Origin of the sequence: Bradyrhizobium sp. RDM12 (assembly GCF_051917485.1) — a bacterium.
Classification (GTDB): Bacteria; Pseudomonadota; Alphaproteobacteria; order Rhizobiales; family Xanthobacteraceae; genus Bradyrhizobium.
Window position 1 is genome coordinate 5,986,327 of record NZ_CM133064.1, and the last position, 19,077, is coordinate 6,005,403.

Below are 19,077 nucleotides of genomic sequence, written 5' to 3' on the forward strand. Positions count from 1 at the left end.
GGCTTTGGGTGCCCGCCAAGAAAGCAGGTCACGGGCCATACGGGCCTTAAGAAGGCATGCATCTGCCGCTGGTGGCGAAGAGAAGGCAGCAGGCCGATCGCGGCACTTCGGCAAAGCGACCGAAAGCAAGCGGCGCTGGGGAACGGACCCGCCCAGAGCGATCATAGGGAGTTTCGCAAATCGGTAGCTGCTGATGGGCTGGACGCGAGACTAGGGTCGGACCGATGACATGCCAGATCACAATCACGCGCAAACGATCGCGTTCCACGCTGGAACTCGCGGAGTGCCATTTGTTGAATGGGCTTCGTGAAGATGATATTTTTACACAGAATTGTCGGTTTTGGGGGAGTATCCCGTGGCGCAGCATTCAACTCAAAAGCGTGCGGTAGCGGAGGAGCCAACCATCGTCGTCGTTGACGATGATAACGACTTCCGCGCCTCACTCGGGGATCTGTTCAACTCAGTCGGCTTCAAGGTAAAGATGTTTGGCTCGGCAGCGGAGCTGCTGGAAGGCAAATTGTTGCTCGACGCGGTGAGCTGCCTCGTACTTGACGTCAGATTGCCGGGCCTAGGCGGTCTCGATGTCCAAGCCGAGCTGTCGAAAGTGAACGCTTCCATTCCCATCATCTTCATGACGGGCCATGGCGACATTCCGATGTCGGTCAGGGCCATGAAGGCAGGCGCTGTTGATTTTCTGACCAAGCCGTTCCGCGATCAAGACATGCTGGATGCAGTCACGATCGCGCTCGAGCGCGATCGGACGCGGCGGAAGACCGAGCAGCGGCTCACGGAATTGAAGTCGCGTCTCGAGCGATTAAGCGCGCGCGAGCGAGAGGTGCTGGCTCTCGTAACCACTGGCTTAAAGAACAAGCAGATCGCTTTCAAGCTAGAGATAGCTGAGATCACTGTAAAGGCGCACCGCGGTCATGTTATGCAGAAGATGGGTGCGCAATCGCTGGCCGAGCTCGTCAAAATGGCGGAGACGCTCGGTATAAAGTCGCCCCGGTCTTAATCGCTTCCTGCTTGCACGTGGGTCCATCAGCTAAGAGGATTATTGTTTGGGCAAATCAACCGACGGCTTTAATCGCTTGCCGCCAGGCCCTGCTGCCGGGTCGATGGCGACGACCCGACATCAGCGCACGCTTTCGGACGTGGCCCAAACTGGGCTGAACCATTCACATGGTCTGCATCGATTATTCCTAAGTATAGCATCGATTGTTCCAAAGTGTAGCACCGCCAGGCCGCCGTACAATCGCCAGCTCAGACCCTTGTCGTTAGGGTCCAATGGTGTCCGCGCAGTGCGCTTCCTGAGATGGACACGGAACGCGAGATGCGGCGGGCCACCTCCCCAGCGATGAAGGTGGGGATATGTCTAGCGAGATTCAAATTTCGATCATCGATGATGATGAGCAATCTCGCTCAGCCTTAGCGGGTCTCCTGCAAGCGATGGGATTCACGACTGAGACCTACTCGTCCGCAGTGGAGTTTCTGGCATCTCCAAACTTGCGCGATAGCTCCTGTTTGATTGTTGATGTCCACATGCCGCGCATGACTGGGACTGAGTTGCATAGCCGCTTGGTAGGATCCGGCTATAATATACCAACGATTCTGATCACCGCTTACCCCGACGACAGCGCGCGAGCTCGGGCTCTGGATCAAGGCGCCGTTGGCTACCTGACCAAACCCATTGACGAAAAGGCTCTACTCGGATGCGTCAGATCGGCTCTACAGCGCGCGAAATCAGATGAAAATCCCTAATCGGCAATCGATCGGCTGCCGCGCAGGAAACGTACCCTTCAGCTCGAAAATCGTTGCTCTTTGAACGGGTCCCCGTAAATGTGAAATCCGTTAAATTCCCATAAGCCCGGCGATTCGCGATCCAAGAACTGGATTCCGCGCACCCATTTCACGCTCTTATAACCATAGAGGTTTGGCACCACGAGCCGGAGCGGGTAGCCATGCTCGGCCGTAAGGGGTTCGCCGTCATGCCGCAAGGCGAAAACCGTCGTCGGGAGCAGAAAGTCCGAGATTGGCAGGTTCGCCGTGTAGTTGTTCTCGCCATGGATCATCACGTGCCGCGCCTCTGGCCGCAACGTTACTCGCTTCATCAATTCTGCGGCGAGAATCCCTCCCCAATGGTTGTTGAACCGGCTCCAGCGCGAGACTGAGTGCAAGTCAGCAAACACTTCACTTTGCGGCAGTTTGCAGAGCTCTTCCCAGGAAAGCCGCAGCTGCTCCTCTACCAGGCCGAACACGCGAAAATCCCACGTCGTGGGAGCAAAGACCGGCACCGAGCCCACATGCAGCACCGGCCACTTGAGGGTCAGCGACTGTCCTGGGGGCAGCCGCCCAGCGTCACGCATCTCACGCTCCCGTTCGCGTCGCTCGGTCGATTGCACGAGTAGCTCCTCCGCAAAAGTATAGCGCGGCCTAGTTGGTGCACGCAGTGATCTCCGGGGCATGAAAAGCGGTCACCCGGGTTGCGTCGGGCATCACGGAACATAGGTGCTTGGTACCCTACATTCCGAGAAGCGAACTACCAACGCCCTAGTCCAGCCCGAAGTGGCGAAGGAGGAGGCTCACTCCTCCCCCTCCCCGATCTTGGGGTTAGAACTACTTGCAGGCTCGGAGAGTAAGCCAGGAACAGTCTTGCTGGTGTTGTGACGGAAAATGTTGACGGCTCCGATCACCTCGTCCTCGTCGTCGCGAATCGGAAAGACATTAACGAGGGCCAGAAGACGATTACCGTTGGGCTGTTCGCAGATGACATCGGCGTTCCGAACGGTGCCGCCGTTGTTGATCACCACGGAGGGGGGTGCAAGTTCGTGCGGCATCACTTCTCCCGAGGGGTAACGAAGAAGGTGTGACCCGCAATACTTTTCTGAGGTTCCCAGAGAAGGCGTGCGTCCCCAACCCGCGATTGCAGCTTTGTTGCACTTGACGACGGTGGCATCCTTTTCGAGAACGTACATCCCTACTGGGATAGAATCCATTGCTGCTTGGTCCGCAAGAATCCCTTTTGCGACGAGATGTCCGTCGACCAGTTCTCCTCGGAAGTCGATTTTGTCGAAGTCACCATCCAAAATCATCTTGCTTGTTGCCATGTTCAACCTCCTTCTGCGAAAAACTGCTCCAGTGCATTTAACGGAATTTCCATTTCGCGGCCGTTGACTCAACCCCGACATGCTAACTTGCCCAGCCGGCTTTCGGTGCCTACCATTTTGTAGTCGCAGATAAACAATGAAAGGGCAGTCCTTTCGTTTCGTTTAGGCCAACTACGATCGGGTTCAGAACCTGGCCTCTTCGCTTATGCGCCATTAGAAAAACGCCCGCTTCGGTTCATGAGCCCGCGCGGACCCGTGGGGCCTGGCAGCGGACTCATTGGGAGCGCAGATGGCGGAGCCATCCAAGTCTTGTGGTGGGGTCGAGATGAACGCCCGCATCACGCCAATGGGTTCCTCGAAGATGGTCAAAGAGTCACTTCGTTATATCGCCGCGCCCCTTCTGTTTCCCTGTGACGTGCTTCGCCGTGCGGCTCATGCGAGTCAGTCCATCGTAAGGGTCTTCAGCGACCGGGTCCGCGGGGTTTTCGTCATCCGCCTTGAGCCGATCCGCAATTCGTACCAAATCCGCCAGCGAGCGCGCGTCCATTTTTTGCATAATTTGGCTACGATGAACGCGGACAGTTACTTCGCTGACGCCAAGTTGGCCGGCAATCTGCTTGCCTACGCGCCCCTTTGCAAGCAAAGTCATGATTTCCTTTTCGCGATCGGTCAGGCGCGCAAATCGCTCGTGGATTTGCGCCCGAGCGCGTCCTTGCGCGGCGAGCTCACGGTCGCGTTCGATCCCTTGGCGTACCGCATCGAGTAGCTCTTGCTCCCGGAAAGGCTTTGATAGGAACTCTATTGCACCTGCTTTCATGGCCCGCACTGACATCGCGATATCGCCATGGCCGGTAATGAAAACAATAGGCGTATCGACGTGAGCCGCGACTAGTTGTTTTTGCAACTCGAAGCCGCTTGCGCCTGGAAGTCTCACATCCAGAACGATGCAGCTCGGTAGTACCGGAGGGTTGGCGCCCAAAAACGCCTCAACTGACTTGAAGAGCGCGACCTTCACTGAGATCGTCTCCAGAAGGGCACCCAAACTTTCGCGGACGAATTCGTCATCGTCTATGACGGCAACGACGGGCTGGTCACTCTCGTTCATGGTGCATCTGCAATGGGTAAGCTGAATTGGAAAACTGCTCCAAATGGAGCACCTGGGGTCACCGAAATCTGTCCATCGTGCGCTTCGATTATCGAACGACAAATTGCCAAGCCCATACCCGTTCCGTTGTGTTTTGTCGTGAAGAACGCGTCGAAGAGGCGATCGATCACCGTGGAATCGACTCCAACGCCGGTGTCGTGGAATGAGATCTCAACCATTCTGTCATCCAGCACCCGAGACCTTATCGAAAGGGTCCTTGGACGATCCTTCACAAGCATCATTGATTCGATGCTGTTCAATACGAGATTCAGAATGACTTGCTCCAATTGGACGCGGTCGCCATTGATCCGCGGAACCGACTCGTGCAGATCAGCAAGCGTCGTTATACGGTGCTTGCGAAATTCCTCTTGCGTTAGCTTCATGACATCACGAATCGCCTCAATAATATCGAGCGGGGCCTTTCCAACCGGGGTTTTGTTCATCAACGCCTTAATGCGGGCGATTATTTCGCTCGCGCGTCGCGCGTCCTTGGCCAACCGCTGGGCAGCCGCCCTCGCTTTGGTGAGATCCGGCTCCTCCGTGCTCAACCAGTGGAGGCACGTATCGCTATTGGCTGCAATGGCCGTCAGAGGTTGGTTGATCTCGTGAGCGATGGACGCAGACAGCTGCGCCATCGCGGTAAGACGGGTCACCCGGGTCAGCTCTTCCCGCGCTCCGCGTAGCGCCTCCTCCACTCGTCTCTGATCTGTCAAGTCGCGCACAAAGGCGGTGAAGTGCCAGGTTTCCAGCCGAATAGCAGTGACAGTCAGTTCGACGGGGAATTCATGTCCAGCGCTGTGGAGCGCCGTTATGTCGATGCGTCTGTTTAGTATCGGGCCTTCGCCGGTTGCGAGAAAATGCTCACACCCTCGCGAATGAGCCTCGCGATACTGCATGGGGATAATCGTATCCACGATTCGCTTGCCGACCGCTTCCTCGCAGGACCATCCAAACATGTGTTCGGCGCTTTTGCTCCAGCCCGTAATTATATCACGCGCGTCAATCGTGATGACAGCGTCGAGAGAGGAATCCAAGATCAACCGCGTTTGGTCCTCGGCCAGACGAAGGTGTTCCTCCGCGCTTTTCCGTAGTGTGACCTCCGTCGTGATGTGGGCGGTCGCATAGATTCGACCGTCCGCATCGACGATTGGGAACTTCTGAACTGCGCCCCAGCGCGGACCTATATCGGTCGTCGCAAGCTCCTCGAGCATCACTTCGCCCGACCGAGGCACTTCTTGATCGTTCGTTCGAAATGCGCCCGCTCCGCGCAATTTAGATAGGTCATCCTCGGTTTTACCAATAATTTGATTGCGGAAGACACCGGTGATCTTTTCAAATTCGCTGTTGACCAGCAAAAAGCGACCATCAGGGTCCTTAAGAAAGATCGGGTTGGGGCTACCATCGATGATTGCGAGAAGCCGTCTCTCCCTATCCACGAGCGCGTCCCGCTCCGACCTCAACTCCTGAATATCCGAACTAGAGCCGACGAACCGGAGTACCTTGCCCCGGGCGTCTCGCACCGGGACCGCACGATCAAAGTGCCAACGATAGGAACCGTCTGCATAGCGAAACGGTGCCTCAAAGGTCCAGCCTCCGCCAGATCGGACACCGTTCCAAAATATGTGGGACACACGTTCCTTATGGTCCGGATGCAAAGCGGAAAGAAAGGGCGGAAGATCGCTTGGACTCTTTCTCCACGTTTTTAGCGGCGCCGTGCAATAATCCGCCGATAGGCCGGTCGCATCCAGATAGAATTGATTGACAAAGTCGCAACTGCCATACCGCGTAACTGTCCACGCGACCGCGGGCAATTTATGCAAGACCTCGAGTTGCAACCGCGATCGATCCAGAACTTGCTTATACTGGTCTATTTCGTACGAAAGGGCTTCCGAAGCGGTTTTAACCTCGCCCATGCGACGGCGTTGGGCTCGTCGCTGAGCCATAATGTTCTTCTTTACGCTGCGGATCTGCTCGAGCGTTAAACTGCCTTTGTCCCGAGGCTGCCCTTGACCCTGCCCAATTCCGCTCGGTTTCGAGGAACCGACGTGGCGATCATCGACAGCAATCTTCTTGGAAGGTCGCGCCCGTTGGCGCGTTGCATTTGCGCGTCCGATTACCGTCCGCGTTTTCTTCTTCGACTTGGACTTCAAACGAGTCATTTGTAGCTGATCTCGTGTCCAGTATCCGCGCAGAGCTATTTTGCCGTCACGCTTGCACTCGAGTTACATACTAATCTCTTTTCGGCGCGTCGGCTCTGTCCCGTGCGACCTACCATGAACCTGGCGAGGAGCAGGCGCAAATCCGAAGGTCCTTGTTGCGGGCATTGCCCTTAAACGGCAGCGATGGATCATAACAGATCGCCCATCAAGATGAATTGAAGCGCCGGATCAAACTGCCGAAAGCCTACATATAACCGCTGGAAAGTCGATACGGGATGCGCCAGTTGCTCGCCTATTCCTATCTCATGGAACCGATATTTGGCCAATCTGCAGCAGTCTCGCTGGGATGCCAGTCCCATTCGAACTGGTAGCTATTGGCGCAGGCTGCGCCGCGGTGGGGCACAGAATGCGAGGCCCCGCAAGCGCAGATGCTTCCATCGCCGCGCCCTTCAGGTCTCGTCACGCGATTCCGGCGGTCTCGTTGGGATTTCCCGCGGACGGGCGGCTTTGCTGTATCGAGCTACACCACCACCGGGGACACGACCTCGCCACCGGCTGAGCCTGTGAAACAGCTCCATCCGCTCTTTGAGGCAATGGCAAATAGATAATCAGAGGGCCGGCTTCATGTTATCGCATCTTGCCTCAGAAATTCGTTCCCTGAGCTGATCGCCGCAGTTCGGTAACCAACCGTTCAGACGAGTCACGCCGGAATGCTTGCGGGAACTCTCCAACTCCTGAGAAGCGTGCTTCGCGGAGACTGGCCGCCAAATCTCCGATACCAAGATGACGGACGAGGACGATGGATAGCGCGTGACGTAGACGGAGCGTGAAGCATGCCCGTAAGCGCGGTTGTTCTTCAAGCCAACTGTTTTTGAAACACTAAACCAAGTAGGTCTCCAATTGCAGATTCAACAAGTTGCGGGAGGCGCGGCTGAGGGTATGCCGGAATATGGCCGACAAGCCACAATTCAAGAATCGGAGTTCTGTCCCGCAGCGGTACTCCTGCTCACCAGGCAAGTGCGGTGGCTTCCGCCAACCCGCTGCGCAGTTGTCCCCAAGGCAGACGGATTAACTTCAGCCGGGCATTTGCTCATAAGACGGACCTAACTCTCGGGCAATCCCGTCGATGAAGAGACCCTTTTCAGCTCGTTAGAAAGTTCCAGTTCGTTAGAAAGCTTGAACCAACTCTACGGCCCCGCGGCCATTGATGTTTCTTCCCTGTTGACATCCTTTTAGCGTCCTGCCCAAATCAATGTTCCGAGGTCGTGATGCCGTGGCAACAAGAATGTCACCTCTCGGGGTACGTGCTGGTGCCCCTGCGCGAAAGCGCGGAGTTTACCCTTTACCGCGGCCGAAAGCACGACGACGCTTTGCCAGTCCTAGCGGTCGCACTCTTTGAACAGCCGTCGCCTCAGAGTATCAGGCGGCTCATGCACGAATACTCGTTCGCAGCCGAACTCGATGAGGCGTGGGCTGCCAAGCCTCTGGCCATTCTTCGTCACGAAGGGCGGACGATCCTCTTGCTCAAGGATCCCGGCGGTCAGCCGCTGGATTGGATTCTTGAGCGTGACGATGGGCAACCGCTAGATCTGACTCGCTTCCTGAACATCGCTATTGGGTTGGCAAGAGCACTGGGTCAAGTCCATCAGCAGGGCCTCATACATCGCGATATCAAGCCTTCGAATGTCCTCGTCGACGGCACCGGTAACGCATGGCTCACCGGATTCGGGATTGCGTCCCAACTTCCGCGCGAGCGCCAGTCGCCGGATCCTCCCGAGTTCATCGCAGGAACGCTCGCCTACATGGCACCCGAGCAGACGGGACGAATGAATCGTTCGATCGATTATCGGAGCGACCTTTACTCGCTTGGAGTGACTTTTTACGAAATGCTGACCGGGAGTCTTCCATTCACGGCCTCCGAACCGATGGAATGGGTGCACTGTCATATCGCGAAACAACCCGCCCCACCGAGAGCGCGGGTGGGAACCGTACCGGTCTCGGTCTCCGCGATCACGATGAAGTTGCTCTCCAAGACGGCGGAGGAGAGATATCAGACAGCGGTGGGAGTTGAGAGCGATCTTCGGCGCTGCCTATCCCAATGGGAGTCCCACGGGTCGATCGATGACTTCACTCCTGGCGCTTGCGACACCCCGGATCGCCTCATCATCCCCGAGAAGCTATATGGGAGGGACCGCGAAGTTGGCACTCTGCTGACCGCCTTCGACCGCATTGTTAGCGGTGGCCGAGCCGAACTGGTGCTGGTCTCCGGATACTCCGGCATCGGTAAATCGGCAGTCGTTAATGAGCTCCAAAAACCACTCGTGCCGCCACGCGGCTTGTTCGCGTCGGGCAAATCCGACCAGCACAAGCGGGATATTCCGCACGCCTCGCTGGCACATGCGTTTCAGAGCCTTGTCCGGCCGCTCCTCAGCCACAACGAGGAAGACCTCCGCAAATGGCAAGGCGCAATTCGCGAGGCGGTGGGTCCGAACGGACTGCTCCTCATCGATTTTGTCCCGGAATTGCGGCACGTCATTGGCGACCAGCCGCCAGTGCCGGAATTGCCGCCGCGGGAAGCGCAGAGACGTTTTCAGACCGTCCTTCGACGGTTCATTGGCGTGTTTGCGCGACCTGAACATCCGCTTGCGCTCTTCCTCGATGACATGCAATGGCTGGACGTCGCCACATTCGACCTCCTCGAAGATCTGTTAACACGCAACGATTTGCAGCATTTATTGCTCATCGGTGCGTATCGGACCAACGAGGTCAATGCCAACCATCCGCTGGTACGTAGGGTTCAGGCGATCCGTCAGGCCGGAGCCGCAGTGCAGGAAATCGTTCTCACACCACTCAGTCGCGACGATCTAGGTAAGCTGCTTGTGGACTCCCTTCACTGCCAGATGGAGCCCGCCGCCCCACTGGCAGACTTGATTTATGAAAAGACCACGGGCAACCCGTTCTTTGCAATCCAGTTCATTTCTACTCTGGCGGACGATCGCCTGCTGACATTCGATTATCGCGCGCGCCGTTGGGTATGGGACCTGCCCCGCATTCGTGCCAAAGGCTTCACAGACAACGTCGTAGAGCTGATGGTCGACAAGTTAAAGCGCCTTTCGCCGGAAACCCAGAGGGTACTGCAGCAGTTCGCATGCATGGGCAACAGTGCAGAGTTCGAGATGCTGCGGATTGGGTATCAGGGCTCCGTCGAGGACATGCACGACCATCTCTGGGAAGCGGTGCGATCGGGCCTGATCTTCCGCACGGACAATTACTACGGCTTCCTGCACGACCGCGTGCAGGAAGCCGCCTACTCGCTTATCCCGGCGGAGCTTCGTGCGGAGACTCACCTGCGGATTGGAATGCTCCTCGCCGAGCATACGCCCGCAGAAAGACGTGAGGAGGCGATATTTGATATTGCCAATCAACTTAACCGTGGCTCCCATCTTATCAACCTTGTCGAGGATCGCGAGCGCGTCGCAGAATTGAACCTGATAGCTGGTCGGCGCGCGAAACTCTCGACAGCATACGACTCGGCTCTCATCTATCTGAGGGCCGGCCGCGCCCTTCTTACAGAAGAGACTTGGGAACGCAATTACCGGCTTATCTTCTCGATCGAGTATCTGACAGCCGAGTGCGAGCTGCTGACCGTCACGGTTGGCCTCGCTGCCGGGGATCCACTCGCGGAAGTGCAAGAGGAATGCGAGAAGGGCCTGGCATTTGCGAGGCGGGTGCGTTTCGGTCCGCTCATCGAGCGCTGCGGAGCACAACTTGGTTTGATCCGCACCTTGCGCGGGCTGACTGAAACGTTCGGCTGCCTGGATCATGAGGGATATAGCCAACTCGATACCGAACGCCGCTTGGCCAACAGCCCCGATTTGGTGCTGGCGGAGTTCTATTACTGGACGCGAAAGCTGCAGGCGCATTTTTTCGCCGGAGAACTTGCGGCCGCGCTCGATGCATCGCTGCACGCGGAACCCCTGCTTTGGACGTCGGCGGCAACGTTCGAGTCAGCGGAGTATCGCCTCTATGCCGCGCTGGCGCATGCGGCGATGTGGGATCACGCCCCACCGGAGCAGAGACCGACGCATTTCGCATCTGTGCTCGAGCACCACCGGCAACTCCATGCGTGGGCGGAGGTCAACCCCGAAACCTTCGAAGACCGCGCCGCCTTGGTCGGCGCCGAGATCGCCCGCATGGAGGGCCGAACACTGAACGCTCAGGAGCTGTACGACAAGGCGATCCGCGAGGCTCACAAATACGGGTTCGTGCACATCCAGGCAATTGCCAACGAGATTGCCGGGCGTTTCTACGTAGAGCGCGATTACGAGAAGATCGCGGAAACCTTGTTGCGGGCCGCGCGGGCCTGCTATCAGCGCTGGGGAGCCGACGGAAAGGTTCGCCAACTCGAGGAACTTTATCCGCACCTCAAAGTGGACGAGTCGGTCCGAAATTCCACGCCGACCATAGTGACACCCTTCGAGCAACTCGATTTGGCTACCGTAATCAGAGTTTCGGAAGCGGTGTCAGGCGAGATCGTTTTCGAGAAGTTAATGAACACGCTCATGAGTTCGGCAATCGAACACGCGGGCGCGGATCGAGGTCTCTTGATTCTTCCGCGGGCCGACAAATATCAAATTGAAGCAGAAGCCACGGCCCGCAGTGACAAGGTGACCGTGGTCCTGAAACAGGCCCGCGTCACAAGCGCAGATCTACCAAACTCGGTGTTTCAATACGTGCTTCGCACAAAAAAAAGCGTTCTCCTGCACGATGCGTCCAGTCAGAACTTGTTTTCGGCGGATGACTATATTCGCGACCGTCGCTCACGCTCAGTGCTGTGCCTGCCGATACTGAAACAGACCAGGTTGATTGGCCTGCTGTACTTGGAGAACAACCTTACGACTGCCGCGTTTACTCCTGCTCGAATGGTAGTCCTCACGCTGCTCGCTTCCCAGGCCGCTATCTCAATAGAGAACGCCAGCCTGTATCGCGAGCTAGCTGAGCGGGAGGCCAGAATCCGACGGCTAGTGGATGCCAACATCATCGGCATCTTCGTCTGGGATGTTGACGGTAGGATCATCGATGCCAACGAAGCGTTTCTCCGCATCGTCGGATACAGCCGCGACGATCTCGTCTCCGGTCGACTGCGCTGGCGGGATCTGACACCCACGGAATGGAGCGATGCCGACGACCGACGACTAGCCCAGCTGGAGGCAACCGGAACCACGCAACCCTACGAGAAGGAGTACTTCCTGAAAAGCGGCGGCCGCGTGCCGGTGCTGGTCGGGGCAGCGACGTTCGGCGAGCGATCGGACCAAGGCGCGGCCTTCGTGGTAGACTTAACTGAGCGCAAGCGAGCGGAGGAGGAAATTCGTGAAAGCGAGCGGCGTTACAGTGAGGTGCAGATGGAGCTCGTGCACGCGAATCGCGTTGCAACAATGGGGCAGCTCTCGGCTTCGATCGCCCATGAAGTCAACCAGCCGATCGGGGCGACGCTCAACAATGCCTCGGCGGCGTTGCACTGGCTGAGCAAAGAACCAGCAGATCTGGAGAAAGCTCGCGAGGCTCTCAACCGGATCTTTGCAAACGGCAAACGCGTCAGCGAGGTTGTCGGCCGGATACGAGCGCTTTTCAAAAAAGCACCTCTACGAAAAGAAGACGTGGACATCAACGAAGCAATGCTCGAGGTGATCGCCCTGACCCGCGGCGAAGTCGTGAAGAATGGCATTTCGCTGCATTCACACCTCGGGGACGGCTTGCCGCTCATTCAAGGAGATCGGGTCCAGCTGCAACAAGTCATAATGAACCTGATCATCAACGCCGTCGAAGCATTGAGCTCGATCAGTGGGGATCCGCGAGAACTGGTGATCACCACTGGTAAGGGCGAGCCCGACGGCGTGCTGGTAGTACTGCGGGATTCGGGGCCAGGTCTGAGTTCACTGGGTCTCGAACAGATCTTTGACGCCTTCAACACGACAAAGCCCGGCGGCTTGGGGATGGGCCTATCGATCTGCCGCACCATCATTGAAGCGCATGGGGGACGACTGTGGGCCACCGCCACTGAACCTCGAGGCGCGACGTTTCAATTCACGCTGCCCAGACGGTCAAATCAGGCCCCGTGAATTGAACGGTTTGCAGCGAGTCTACAACGGACCGGATCGCTACCGTTGTCACGAACTTAGAGAAATGCCGATCATCGCTCGCCGAGGGGAGCGGTGATCGGAAGCATTGACGCGCGTCATCTAAATTCTGACCACCGTGGCCGTTGCCAGCCTCGTGCGCGGTCATTCGCAAGGTCCGGTCAACGCCGGAACAAGTTCTATTTGGCAAGCGAAGAGTGCAAAGTACGCTACTTGATTATGAATATCAGCGGCGTGTCGCACCTCAGCTTACCGGGCGCTCGCGCGGCCCGAATAGCGCGACCGATACCCACCTCTATACCACGGCGGATTGTTCGTGCCGATTTGGGTCGAGCTGATGTCCAGACCTCTGACTTTTGGGCACGCAACAGGCGCCAGCGCCATCAAATACGGACTCAACAAACCGCAAGAATGAGAACGTCGTAACAAGAACTGCGCTTCACGCAGCGATCAGCCTGCTCTATCTGTAGTCCGCAAGAGCATCAGGCTTAGCAGCGTCAAGGAGAACAATGATGCCCGCGATGTTCACAGCGACTAATGACGACGATGTGACCGTCACGTGTACCAGCGCTATGTCGACACTCATGGGTGGGGCCACCGCAACTTTAATCAACATGAGCCAAAAGCTGACACCGCCAAAGTTAGGGTCGGAGGAACTACACCGGCCGCGATATTGCCAATGCCAAGAAGGGCGACTTGTGAGGCCTGTTGTATGCCCCGCTGGACAAGTCACTCCGCAGCTTGGTCGCTTTGCAAGCGATGGGCACATGGATACGACGCGCACCGCGCAGGCGCAAGTCGATGCTCTGATCCGCGCGACTGGTGACTTGTGGTGCACCATGGTTATCTGACCATCTGATCGGCAGGGTTTAATGGAGCTGCATATTCTCTACGCTTCGCCGAACTGTAGTTCCCTTGCAAGGATTGACGTTTTCCCCATGCCATGGACCCTCCACGATACTCACTCTCTTCTGCTGTCAGGTCATCGATCTCGATTTGAAACGGCATCCTGGTCGATGTGATGACAAGTGTGAGGAATGCGGAGAAACCATCCACGATCCTGCGACCATTCGGCCGGCCCCGGAAAGTTCTAGTGGCTAGGCTGCGCGTTCACGCTCCCGAGTGACATATTCAACCTTTAGCTGACTAAACAGGCGATGACTCCAATGACGGCGAATTCAAGGTCGCACCAGTACATCGTGATCGGAGCGAGGCAATGCAACGTTTTTACGATTGGACGTGTGTTTGGGACGCCCAAAAGCTGATGTCTTGGTCCGCGACGTTAGTTCAAAGCAGTGTCGGTGAGGAAACGTTCCGCAAGACGCGGGTCGATAATGCCGAGCCGGCGCACAATATCTGTTTCCTGGGAGGCTCCGCGACAAACCACTTGACTATCGCCCCTCTCCGCCCCGGCAACGAACCGGAATGGTCCGAACTACCGCAACTCTTTCGAGTATGAGTATGCAGCTGCAGTTTCATCAGGTGCGATATTTCTTAGCCCTGGCAAGGACGCTCAATTTTACGCGGGCTGCGGAGCAATGCAATGTGACCCAGCCGGCGCTGACAAAGGCGATACACAAGCTGGAGCAAGAACTCGGTGGCGCGTTGATCCACCGTGAACGTCACCTCACCCAGCTCACCGAGTTAGGAAAGATGATTTTGCCAACGCTCGAGGAAATATTTGCCGCGACGGAGTCGGTACGGCTTCAAGCGCGAGGCTATAAAAAGAAGACAATCGCTCCGCTGAAGATCGGCCTGGCGCCATCAATCTCCGCCGCACTCATTACGGAATTGCTCTTGGAGCTCGCCAGGATCATCCCTGATCTTCGAGTCGATCTGCGCGAGGCCGACGCCAACGGGCTCGTTGCGATGCTTTTGGATGGTAAGATCAATGCCGCACTCGTCGGCGACGCCGTGGAGATACCTGAGCGCATCAACCGCTGGCGGCTCTTCGAGGAGCGGTACGTGCTCGTCTTGTCTCGGAAACATCCGATGGCGAGTCAAACAGTTATCCCGCTTCAAAACCTTCACGAGCTGGTATTTCTCGAAAGGGTCGGATGCGACGTCGCAGGCCGATTCAAGGAAGCGTGTTTTGCCGACCATCCCGGCCCGAAAGTTGTGCACAGGAGCGATCAGGAAAGGCACCTTCAGCAAATGGCATCCGCCGGTTTAGGGGCCATCCTGGCGCCGGACCATGCTCCCACGCTGCCGTCGCTAGCCGCTATCCCAATCGAGGGCGACCCCGTCCGGCGTGAGGTGCAGCTTTTGGCCGTGGCCGGGAGGCAGTATTCGCCGGCGCTTGACGCCTTTATCAAGGTTGCTCGTTTTCGCGACTGGACGAGCGCACTGGACAAAACGCGGGGCTCGGCAGTCGCATCCTCGGATGCGGCGTGATTACCCAGCCGGCTGCGAGGTTCGGCATACGAGCGAGTACCGCTAACCTCTTTACGACCTGGAAAACCTCTCACGCTTTGTCTGGGAGCGGCTACAGCATATCGGCAAGCTCACCCGCGTCAGCATTCACCGCGACAGTTGCAACGAGAGCTGCACCTATTACGGTCCGCAGGGATAGATCGCGCAGGGTGGGCAAAGCGAAAGCGTGCCCACCATTCAAGACGACGATGAAGATGGTGGGCACGGCGCAAGGGGCCTTTGCCCACCCTACGAGATGCGTTTTAGGATTTGGATATGGACGTTTCAATCATCGAAGATCGCAAAGCCCGCGCCCGGGCCTGGTTCAGATCCTTGCGCGACGACATCTGCGCGAGCTTCGAGCGGCTGGAGGATGAGGCGCCGCAAAGCCTCCATCCCGGCGAGGCCGGCCGCTTCGAACGCACGCCGTGGCAGCGTACCGATCATACCGGCGCGGCCGGGGGCGGCGGCGTGATGTCGATGATGTACGGCCGCCTGTTCGAGAAGGTCGGCGTGCATTGCTCGACCGTGCACGGCGAATTCGCGCCCGAGTTTCGCGCGCAGATCCCGGGCGCGGCGGACGATCCGCGGTTCTGGGCCTCCGGCATCTCGCTGATCGCTCACTTACGCAATCCGCACGTGCCGGCCGTGCACATGAACACGCGCTTCGTCGTCACCACCAAGGCCTGGTTCGGCGGCGCCGCCGACCTCACGCCGGTGCTCGATCGTCGGCGCACGCAGGACGACGCCGACACCATCGCCTTCCACGCCACGATGAAGCAAGCCTGCAGCGGACCGAACGGCGTTGCCGATTACGACAAGTACAAGACATGGTGCGACGAGTATTTCTATCTGCCGCACCGGAAAGAGGCGCGCGGCGTCGGCGGCATCTTCTACGACTGGCACGACAGCGGTGATTGGGACGCCGATCTCGCTTTCACCCAGGACGTCGGTCGCGCCTTCCTGAAGACCTATCCTGACATCGTGCGGCGCAATTTCGCAACCGCCTGGACCGCGGAGGATCGCGAGGAGCAGCTGGTCCGGCGCGGACGCTATGTCGAGTTCAACCTGCTCTATGACCGCGGCACGATTTTCGGACTCAAGACCGGCGGCAATGTCGACTCGATCCTGTCATCGCTGCCGCCGGAGGTGAAATGGCCATGAGCGCGATCAAGCCGCTCCCCGCGCCATGCTGATCGACATGGACGACACCATCCTGTCGGCCTATGGCCGGCCCGAGATCGCCTGGAACACGATCGCCAACGAGTTCGCCGACGAGCTCGCGCCGCTGCCGCCGCACGAGGTCGCCACGGTCGTGCTGGCATTCGCACGAAACTTCTGGGCCAATGCGGACGCCTCATGGCGGCTGAAGCTTGCCGAAGCCCGGCATCTGACGGTCAAGGGCGGCTTTGCCGCGCTCGCCGCGGCCGGCCACCGCGCCCCGCCCGACGATCTGCGATGCGCCTGGCCGATCGCTTCACCAGCTATCGCGAAGAGGAGATGTTCGTCTTCCCCGGCGCGCATGATGCCATCGACCGGCTGAAGGCGCTCGGCGTCAAGCTCGCGCTGGTGACCAACGGCGCCGCCGACAACCAGCGCGCAAAGGTCGAGCGTTTGGACTCTTAGCGCCACACCAGCATTCCGCGGATTATTCCGCGCCCGAGCATGAAGACAATATGCATCTCAGAGATCAAATGGCGAAGTCAACAGACAGGCCAGCCGTGGAAGTCACTTCCAAACCAGGGTGCGAGCGAGCGATCCTCATTATGAGGGCCGGCCCTATCGCGTGAGAAGCAGATGCTTTTTCCGCACTGTTGATTGTTGCACGTCAACTCGTTTGCATCGATTCCTTAGCCGCTGTTCGTTTGACGATCATTTTTCGTCACTCCATTTTCACCCATCTGCACAGAAACGAAAAATGGCCACATCCCACACATGGGGAGCTAAATGATGAAGGCGATAGTGGTAACGGAACAGGCTGCGGAAAAGATCGGGATGAAGCTGGCGGCGAGACCCGAGCCGCGCGCGGCGATAAACGACGTCGTCGTTCAGGTTCACGCGTCGGGATTCACCTGGGATGAACTGAGCTAGCCCCCGACCTGACCGACCGCCTCGATCGTGACCGAACACCATCGATCCCTCGGCACGAGCTGGCCGGAGTGGTCACTGCCCTTGCCTATGGAACGACGGGGCTGTCGGTAGGACAGCGAGTGTTCGGACTCACGGACTGGACTCGCGGCGGCATCCTGGCCGAGTACGTGGCGGTCGAGGCGCGCAGCCTCTCGCCGCTGCCTGGCGGCGTCGGCTTCACGGTGGGCGCAAGCCCGCCGATGCCGGGCTTGACTGTACGCATACGACGAAGGCCGCCTGGTTGGCGCATGCGCGCGAACACAGCGAGAGCTATGATGGCGTTTGGTGAAGGTCAGGCAGCCTGCTGATCGGCGGCCTTGTCGACCTGACGCAGGAGCTTCCATTCCCAGGGCAGCAGCTCGTGCAGACGCGATGCGGGATGATCGGCGATACGGGCCAAGACGTCGGCGAGCCAAGCCTTTGGATCGACTTCGTTGAGGCGGCAGGTCGTGATCATCGTCAGCATGATGGCGGCACGGTCGGCACCACGCTCGCTACCGGCGAAGGTCCAGTTCCGCCTTCCCAATGCGATGCCTCTCAGGGCGCGCTCAGCGCAATTATTGGTCAAGCAGATCCTGCCATCGTCGAGGAAGCCGGCGAAGCCGTCCCAGCGCCTGAGCATGTAATTCATGGGCTTCAGAACCTCGGCAGAGCGCGAGAGGGTTTCGCGCTCGCGGAGCAACCAGGAATGCATGTCGTCGAGAAGCGGCTTGCTCTTCTCCTGGCGCACGGCGCGCCGCTCGTCGCCGCTAAGGCCATTGACGGCGCGCTCGATCTCGAACAGAGCGTCGAGGCGCCTGACCGCCTCCAGCGCGATCGGGGAGACCGGTTTGCCCTTCTTGCCTTCCCGAGCATTTTTCTCGATATCAGCCAGCTCGAAGAAGCCCCGCCGCGCATGGGCCAGGCAAAATGCCGGTGTAATCGGCAGCGCCTTCTTCTGCGGGTCGAACAGCGGCTCGAAGCCGCTATAGCAATCGGCCTGCAGGATGCCGGCGAAGGCGGCCAGATGTCTCTGCGGATGCTCGCCTCGTCGGTCGCTTGAGGCGTAATAGACCGCCGCAGGCGGCGCAGGCCCGGCGAACGGCCGGTCATCCCGCACATATGTCCAGATCCGGCCAGTCCTGCACTTGCCCTTCGCCAGGATACGGATGGTGGTGTCATCGCCATGAAGGCGTTCGGCGGCGAGCACATGGCGTTCGATCAAGTGGAACAGCGGCATGACGGCGAAGGTCCCGTGGCCGACCTGGTCGGCCAGCGTCGATAACGACAGCTCGATCCCCTCGCACTTGAAGCGCGCGCTCTGGCGATTGAGCGGGATATGCATGCCGAACTTGTCGAACAGGATGGTCGCCAGCAATTGTGGGCCGATGAAGCCGCGCGGCGTGGCATGGAACGGCGCCGGTGGCTGGCTGATCTTCTCGCAATCGCGGCAGGTGAACTTCTCGCGCACCGTCTCAATGACCTTGAAGCGGCGCGGGATCTCCTCCAGCGTCTTGGTCACATCTTCGCCGACCTTCGCCAGCCGCGATCCACCACAGCAGGCACAGGTCGTTGGTGCCTCGATGACGACGCGCTCGTGTTCGATATCGTCCGGCCACGGCTTGCGCACCGGTCGCTTGCGCACGAAGGGACGGACGTTCTGCGTCTTCGCCGCCGCGGCTTGAGCCGCAAGCTCATCCTCGCTCGCCGTGGTGGCGAGTTCTTCGAGCTCCAATTCCAATTGTTCGATCAGACGTGCCGAGCGCTCGGATCGTTGCCCGTGCAGTTCGCGTTTGAGCTTCTCGATCCGCAGCTCGAGATGCGCGATCAGCGCCTCGGTATCCGACAGTTTCGCCTGCGCATTCGCGGCTTGCGCCTGCCAGTTGGCGGCCTTCGCCTCGGCTTTCTGTCGCGCCTCACGTTCGGCCTGCAGCGCCGCCAGGGCACTGACAAGGTCCGATGGAAGATCGTCCGGCTTCGATATCATGAAGCCATTGAATCAGATCGAGCCG

10 protein-coding genes and 3 pseudogenes are annotated in these 19,077 nt (G+C 58.5%); 8 read left to right on the forward strand and 5 right to left on the reverse strand.

All coding sequences use genetic code 11. From position 1 onward, the window contains the following. Positions 1–355 precede the first annotated feature (355 nt). Entirely contained in the window at positions 356–1,012 is a 657-nt protein-coding gene (locus ACTGJ9_RS29405) for a response regulator transcription factor (RefSeq protein ID WP_456673919.1), read from the forward strand. A gap of 434 nt (positions 1,013–1,446) precedes the next feature. Further along, positions 1,447–1,758: a response regulator transcription factor gene (locus tag ACTGJ9_RS29410; RefSeq protein ID WP_456678669.1), complete on the forward strand. Its 312-nt coding sequence runs from the start codon at positions 1,447–1,449 to the stop codon at positions 1,756–1,758. A 38-nt stretch (positions 1,759–1,796) separates the two neighbouring features. Here the strand turns inward: ACTGJ9_RS29410 and ACTGJ9_RS29415 are convergent, their stop codons facing one another. From ACTGJ9_RS29415 to ACTGJ9_RS29430, 4 genes are all read right to left on the reverse strand, one after another. Next, the gene (locus ACTGJ9_RS29415) at positions 1,797–2,399 is read right to left on the reverse strand and encodes a sulfite oxidase-like oxidoreductase (RefSeq protein ID WP_456673920.1); all 603 of its coding nucleotides are present in this window, start codon (positions 2,397–2,399) and stop codon (positions 1,797–1,799) included. Positions 2,400–2,579: 180 nt separating this feature from the next. Then, positions 2,580–3,104 (reverse strand): PAS domain-containing protein, encoded by a 525-nt coding sequence (locus ACTGJ9_RS29420; protein WP_456673921.1) that lies wholly within the window; start codon positions 3,102–3,104, stop codon positions 2,580–2,582. Between the two features lie 373 nt (positions 3,105–3,477). Next, positions 3,478–4,209 (reverse strand): response regulator transcription factor, encoded by a 732-nt coding sequence (locus tag ACTGJ9_RS29425; RefSeq protein WP_456673922.1) that lies wholly within the window; start codon positions 4,207–4,209, stop codon positions 3,478–3,480. Continuing rightward, entirely contained in the window at positions 4,206–6,407 is a 2,202-nt protein-coding gene (locus ACTGJ9_RS29430; RefSeq protein WP_456673923.1) for a PAS domain-containing sensor histidine kinase, read from the reverse strand. The genes ACTGJ9_RS29425 and ACTGJ9_RS29430 overlap by 4 nt, the downstream gene beginning before the upstream one ends. A 1,268-nt stretch (positions 6,408–7,675) precedes the next feature. Between ACTGJ9_RS29430 and ACTGJ9_RS29435 the strand changes: the two genes are divergently transcribed. The 6 genes and pseudogenes from ACTGJ9_RS29435 to ACTGJ9_RS29460 all read left to right on the forward strand — a co-directional run. Then, complete coding sequence (locus tag ACTGJ9_RS29435; protein WP_456673924.1) at positions 7,676–12,526, forward strand: trifunctional serine/threonine-protein kinase/ATP-binding protein/sensor histidine kinase; 4,851 nt, start codon at positions 7,676–7,678, stop codon at positions 12,524–12,526. Between the two features lie 1,479 nt (positions 12,527–14,005). Further along, entirely contained in the window at positions 14,006–14,938 is a 933-nt protein-coding gene (locus tag ACTGJ9_RS29440; RefSeq protein WP_456673925.1) for a LysR family transcriptional regulator, read from the forward strand. A 58-nt stretch (positions 14,939–14,996) separates the two neighbouring features. Further along, positions 14,997–15,116, forward strand: a pseudogene (locus tag ACTGJ9_RS29445) (6-carboxytetrahydropterin synthase); the annotation flags it as partial. Between the two features lie 116 nt (positions 15,117–15,232). Then, positions 15,233–16,120: an oxygen-dependent coproporphyrinogen oxidase gene (gene hemF, locus ACTGJ9_RS29450; protein WP_456673926.1), complete on the forward strand. Its 888-nt coding sequence runs from the start codon at positions 15,233–15,235 to the stop codon at positions 16,118–16,120. After that, a pseudogene (locus tag ACTGJ9_RS29455) lies at positions 16,111–16,576 on the forward strand (HAD family hydrolase); the annotation flags it as partial. The gene hemF and the pseudogene ACTGJ9_RS29455, both read left to right, overlap by 10 nt. Positions 16,577–16,906: 330 nt before the next feature. Continuing rightward, positions 16,907–17,301, forward strand: a pseudogene (locus tag ACTGJ9_RS29460) (alcohol dehydrogenase catalytic domain-containing protein); the annotation flags it as partial. A gap of 77 nt (positions 17,302–17,378) precedes the next feature. Here the strand turns inward: ACTGJ9_RS29460 and tnpC are convergent. Further along, entirely contained in the window at positions 17,379–19,052 is a 1,674-nt protein-coding gene (tnpC, locus tag ACTGJ9_RS29465) for an IS66 family transposase (RefSeq protein WP_456673927.1), read from the reverse strand. Between the last annotated feature and the right edge of the window lie 25 nt (positions 19,053–19,077).

Bases quoted from the DNA above. Each gene is read 5' to 3' on its own strand.
- tnpC (WP_456673927.1), bottom strand. From the start codon at position 19,052: ATGATATCGAAGCCGGACGATCTTCCATCGGACCTTGTCAGTGCCCTG.
- ACTGJ9_RS29425 (WP_456673922.1), bottom strand. From the start codon at position 4,209: ATGAACGAGAGTGACCAGCCCGTCGTTGCCGTCATAGACGATGACGAA.
- ACTGJ9_RS29430 (WP_456673923.1), bottom strand. From the start codon at position 6,407: ATGACTCGTTTGAAGTCCAAGTCGAAGAAGAAAACGCGGACGGTAATC.
- ACTGJ9_RS29440 (WP_456673925.1), top strand. From the start codon at position 14,006: ATGCAGCTGCAGTTTCATCAGGTGCGATATTTCTTAGCCCTGGCAAGG.
- ACTGJ9_RS29410 (WP_456678669.1), top strand. From the start codon at position 1,447: ATGGGATTCACGACTGAGACCTACTCGTCCGCAGTGGAGTTTCTGGCA.
- hemF (WP_456673926.1), top strand. From the start codon at position 15,233: ATGGACGTTTCAATCATCGAAGATCGCAAAGCCCGCGCCCGGGCCTGG.
- ACTGJ9_RS29420 (WP_456673921.1), bottom strand. From the start codon at position 3,104: ATGGCAACAAGCAAGATGATTTTGGATGGTGACTTCGACAAAATCGAC.
- ACTGJ9_RS29435 (WP_456673924.1), top strand. From the start codon at position 7,676: ATGCCGTGGCAACAAGAATGTCACCTCTCGGGGTACGTGCTGGTGCCC.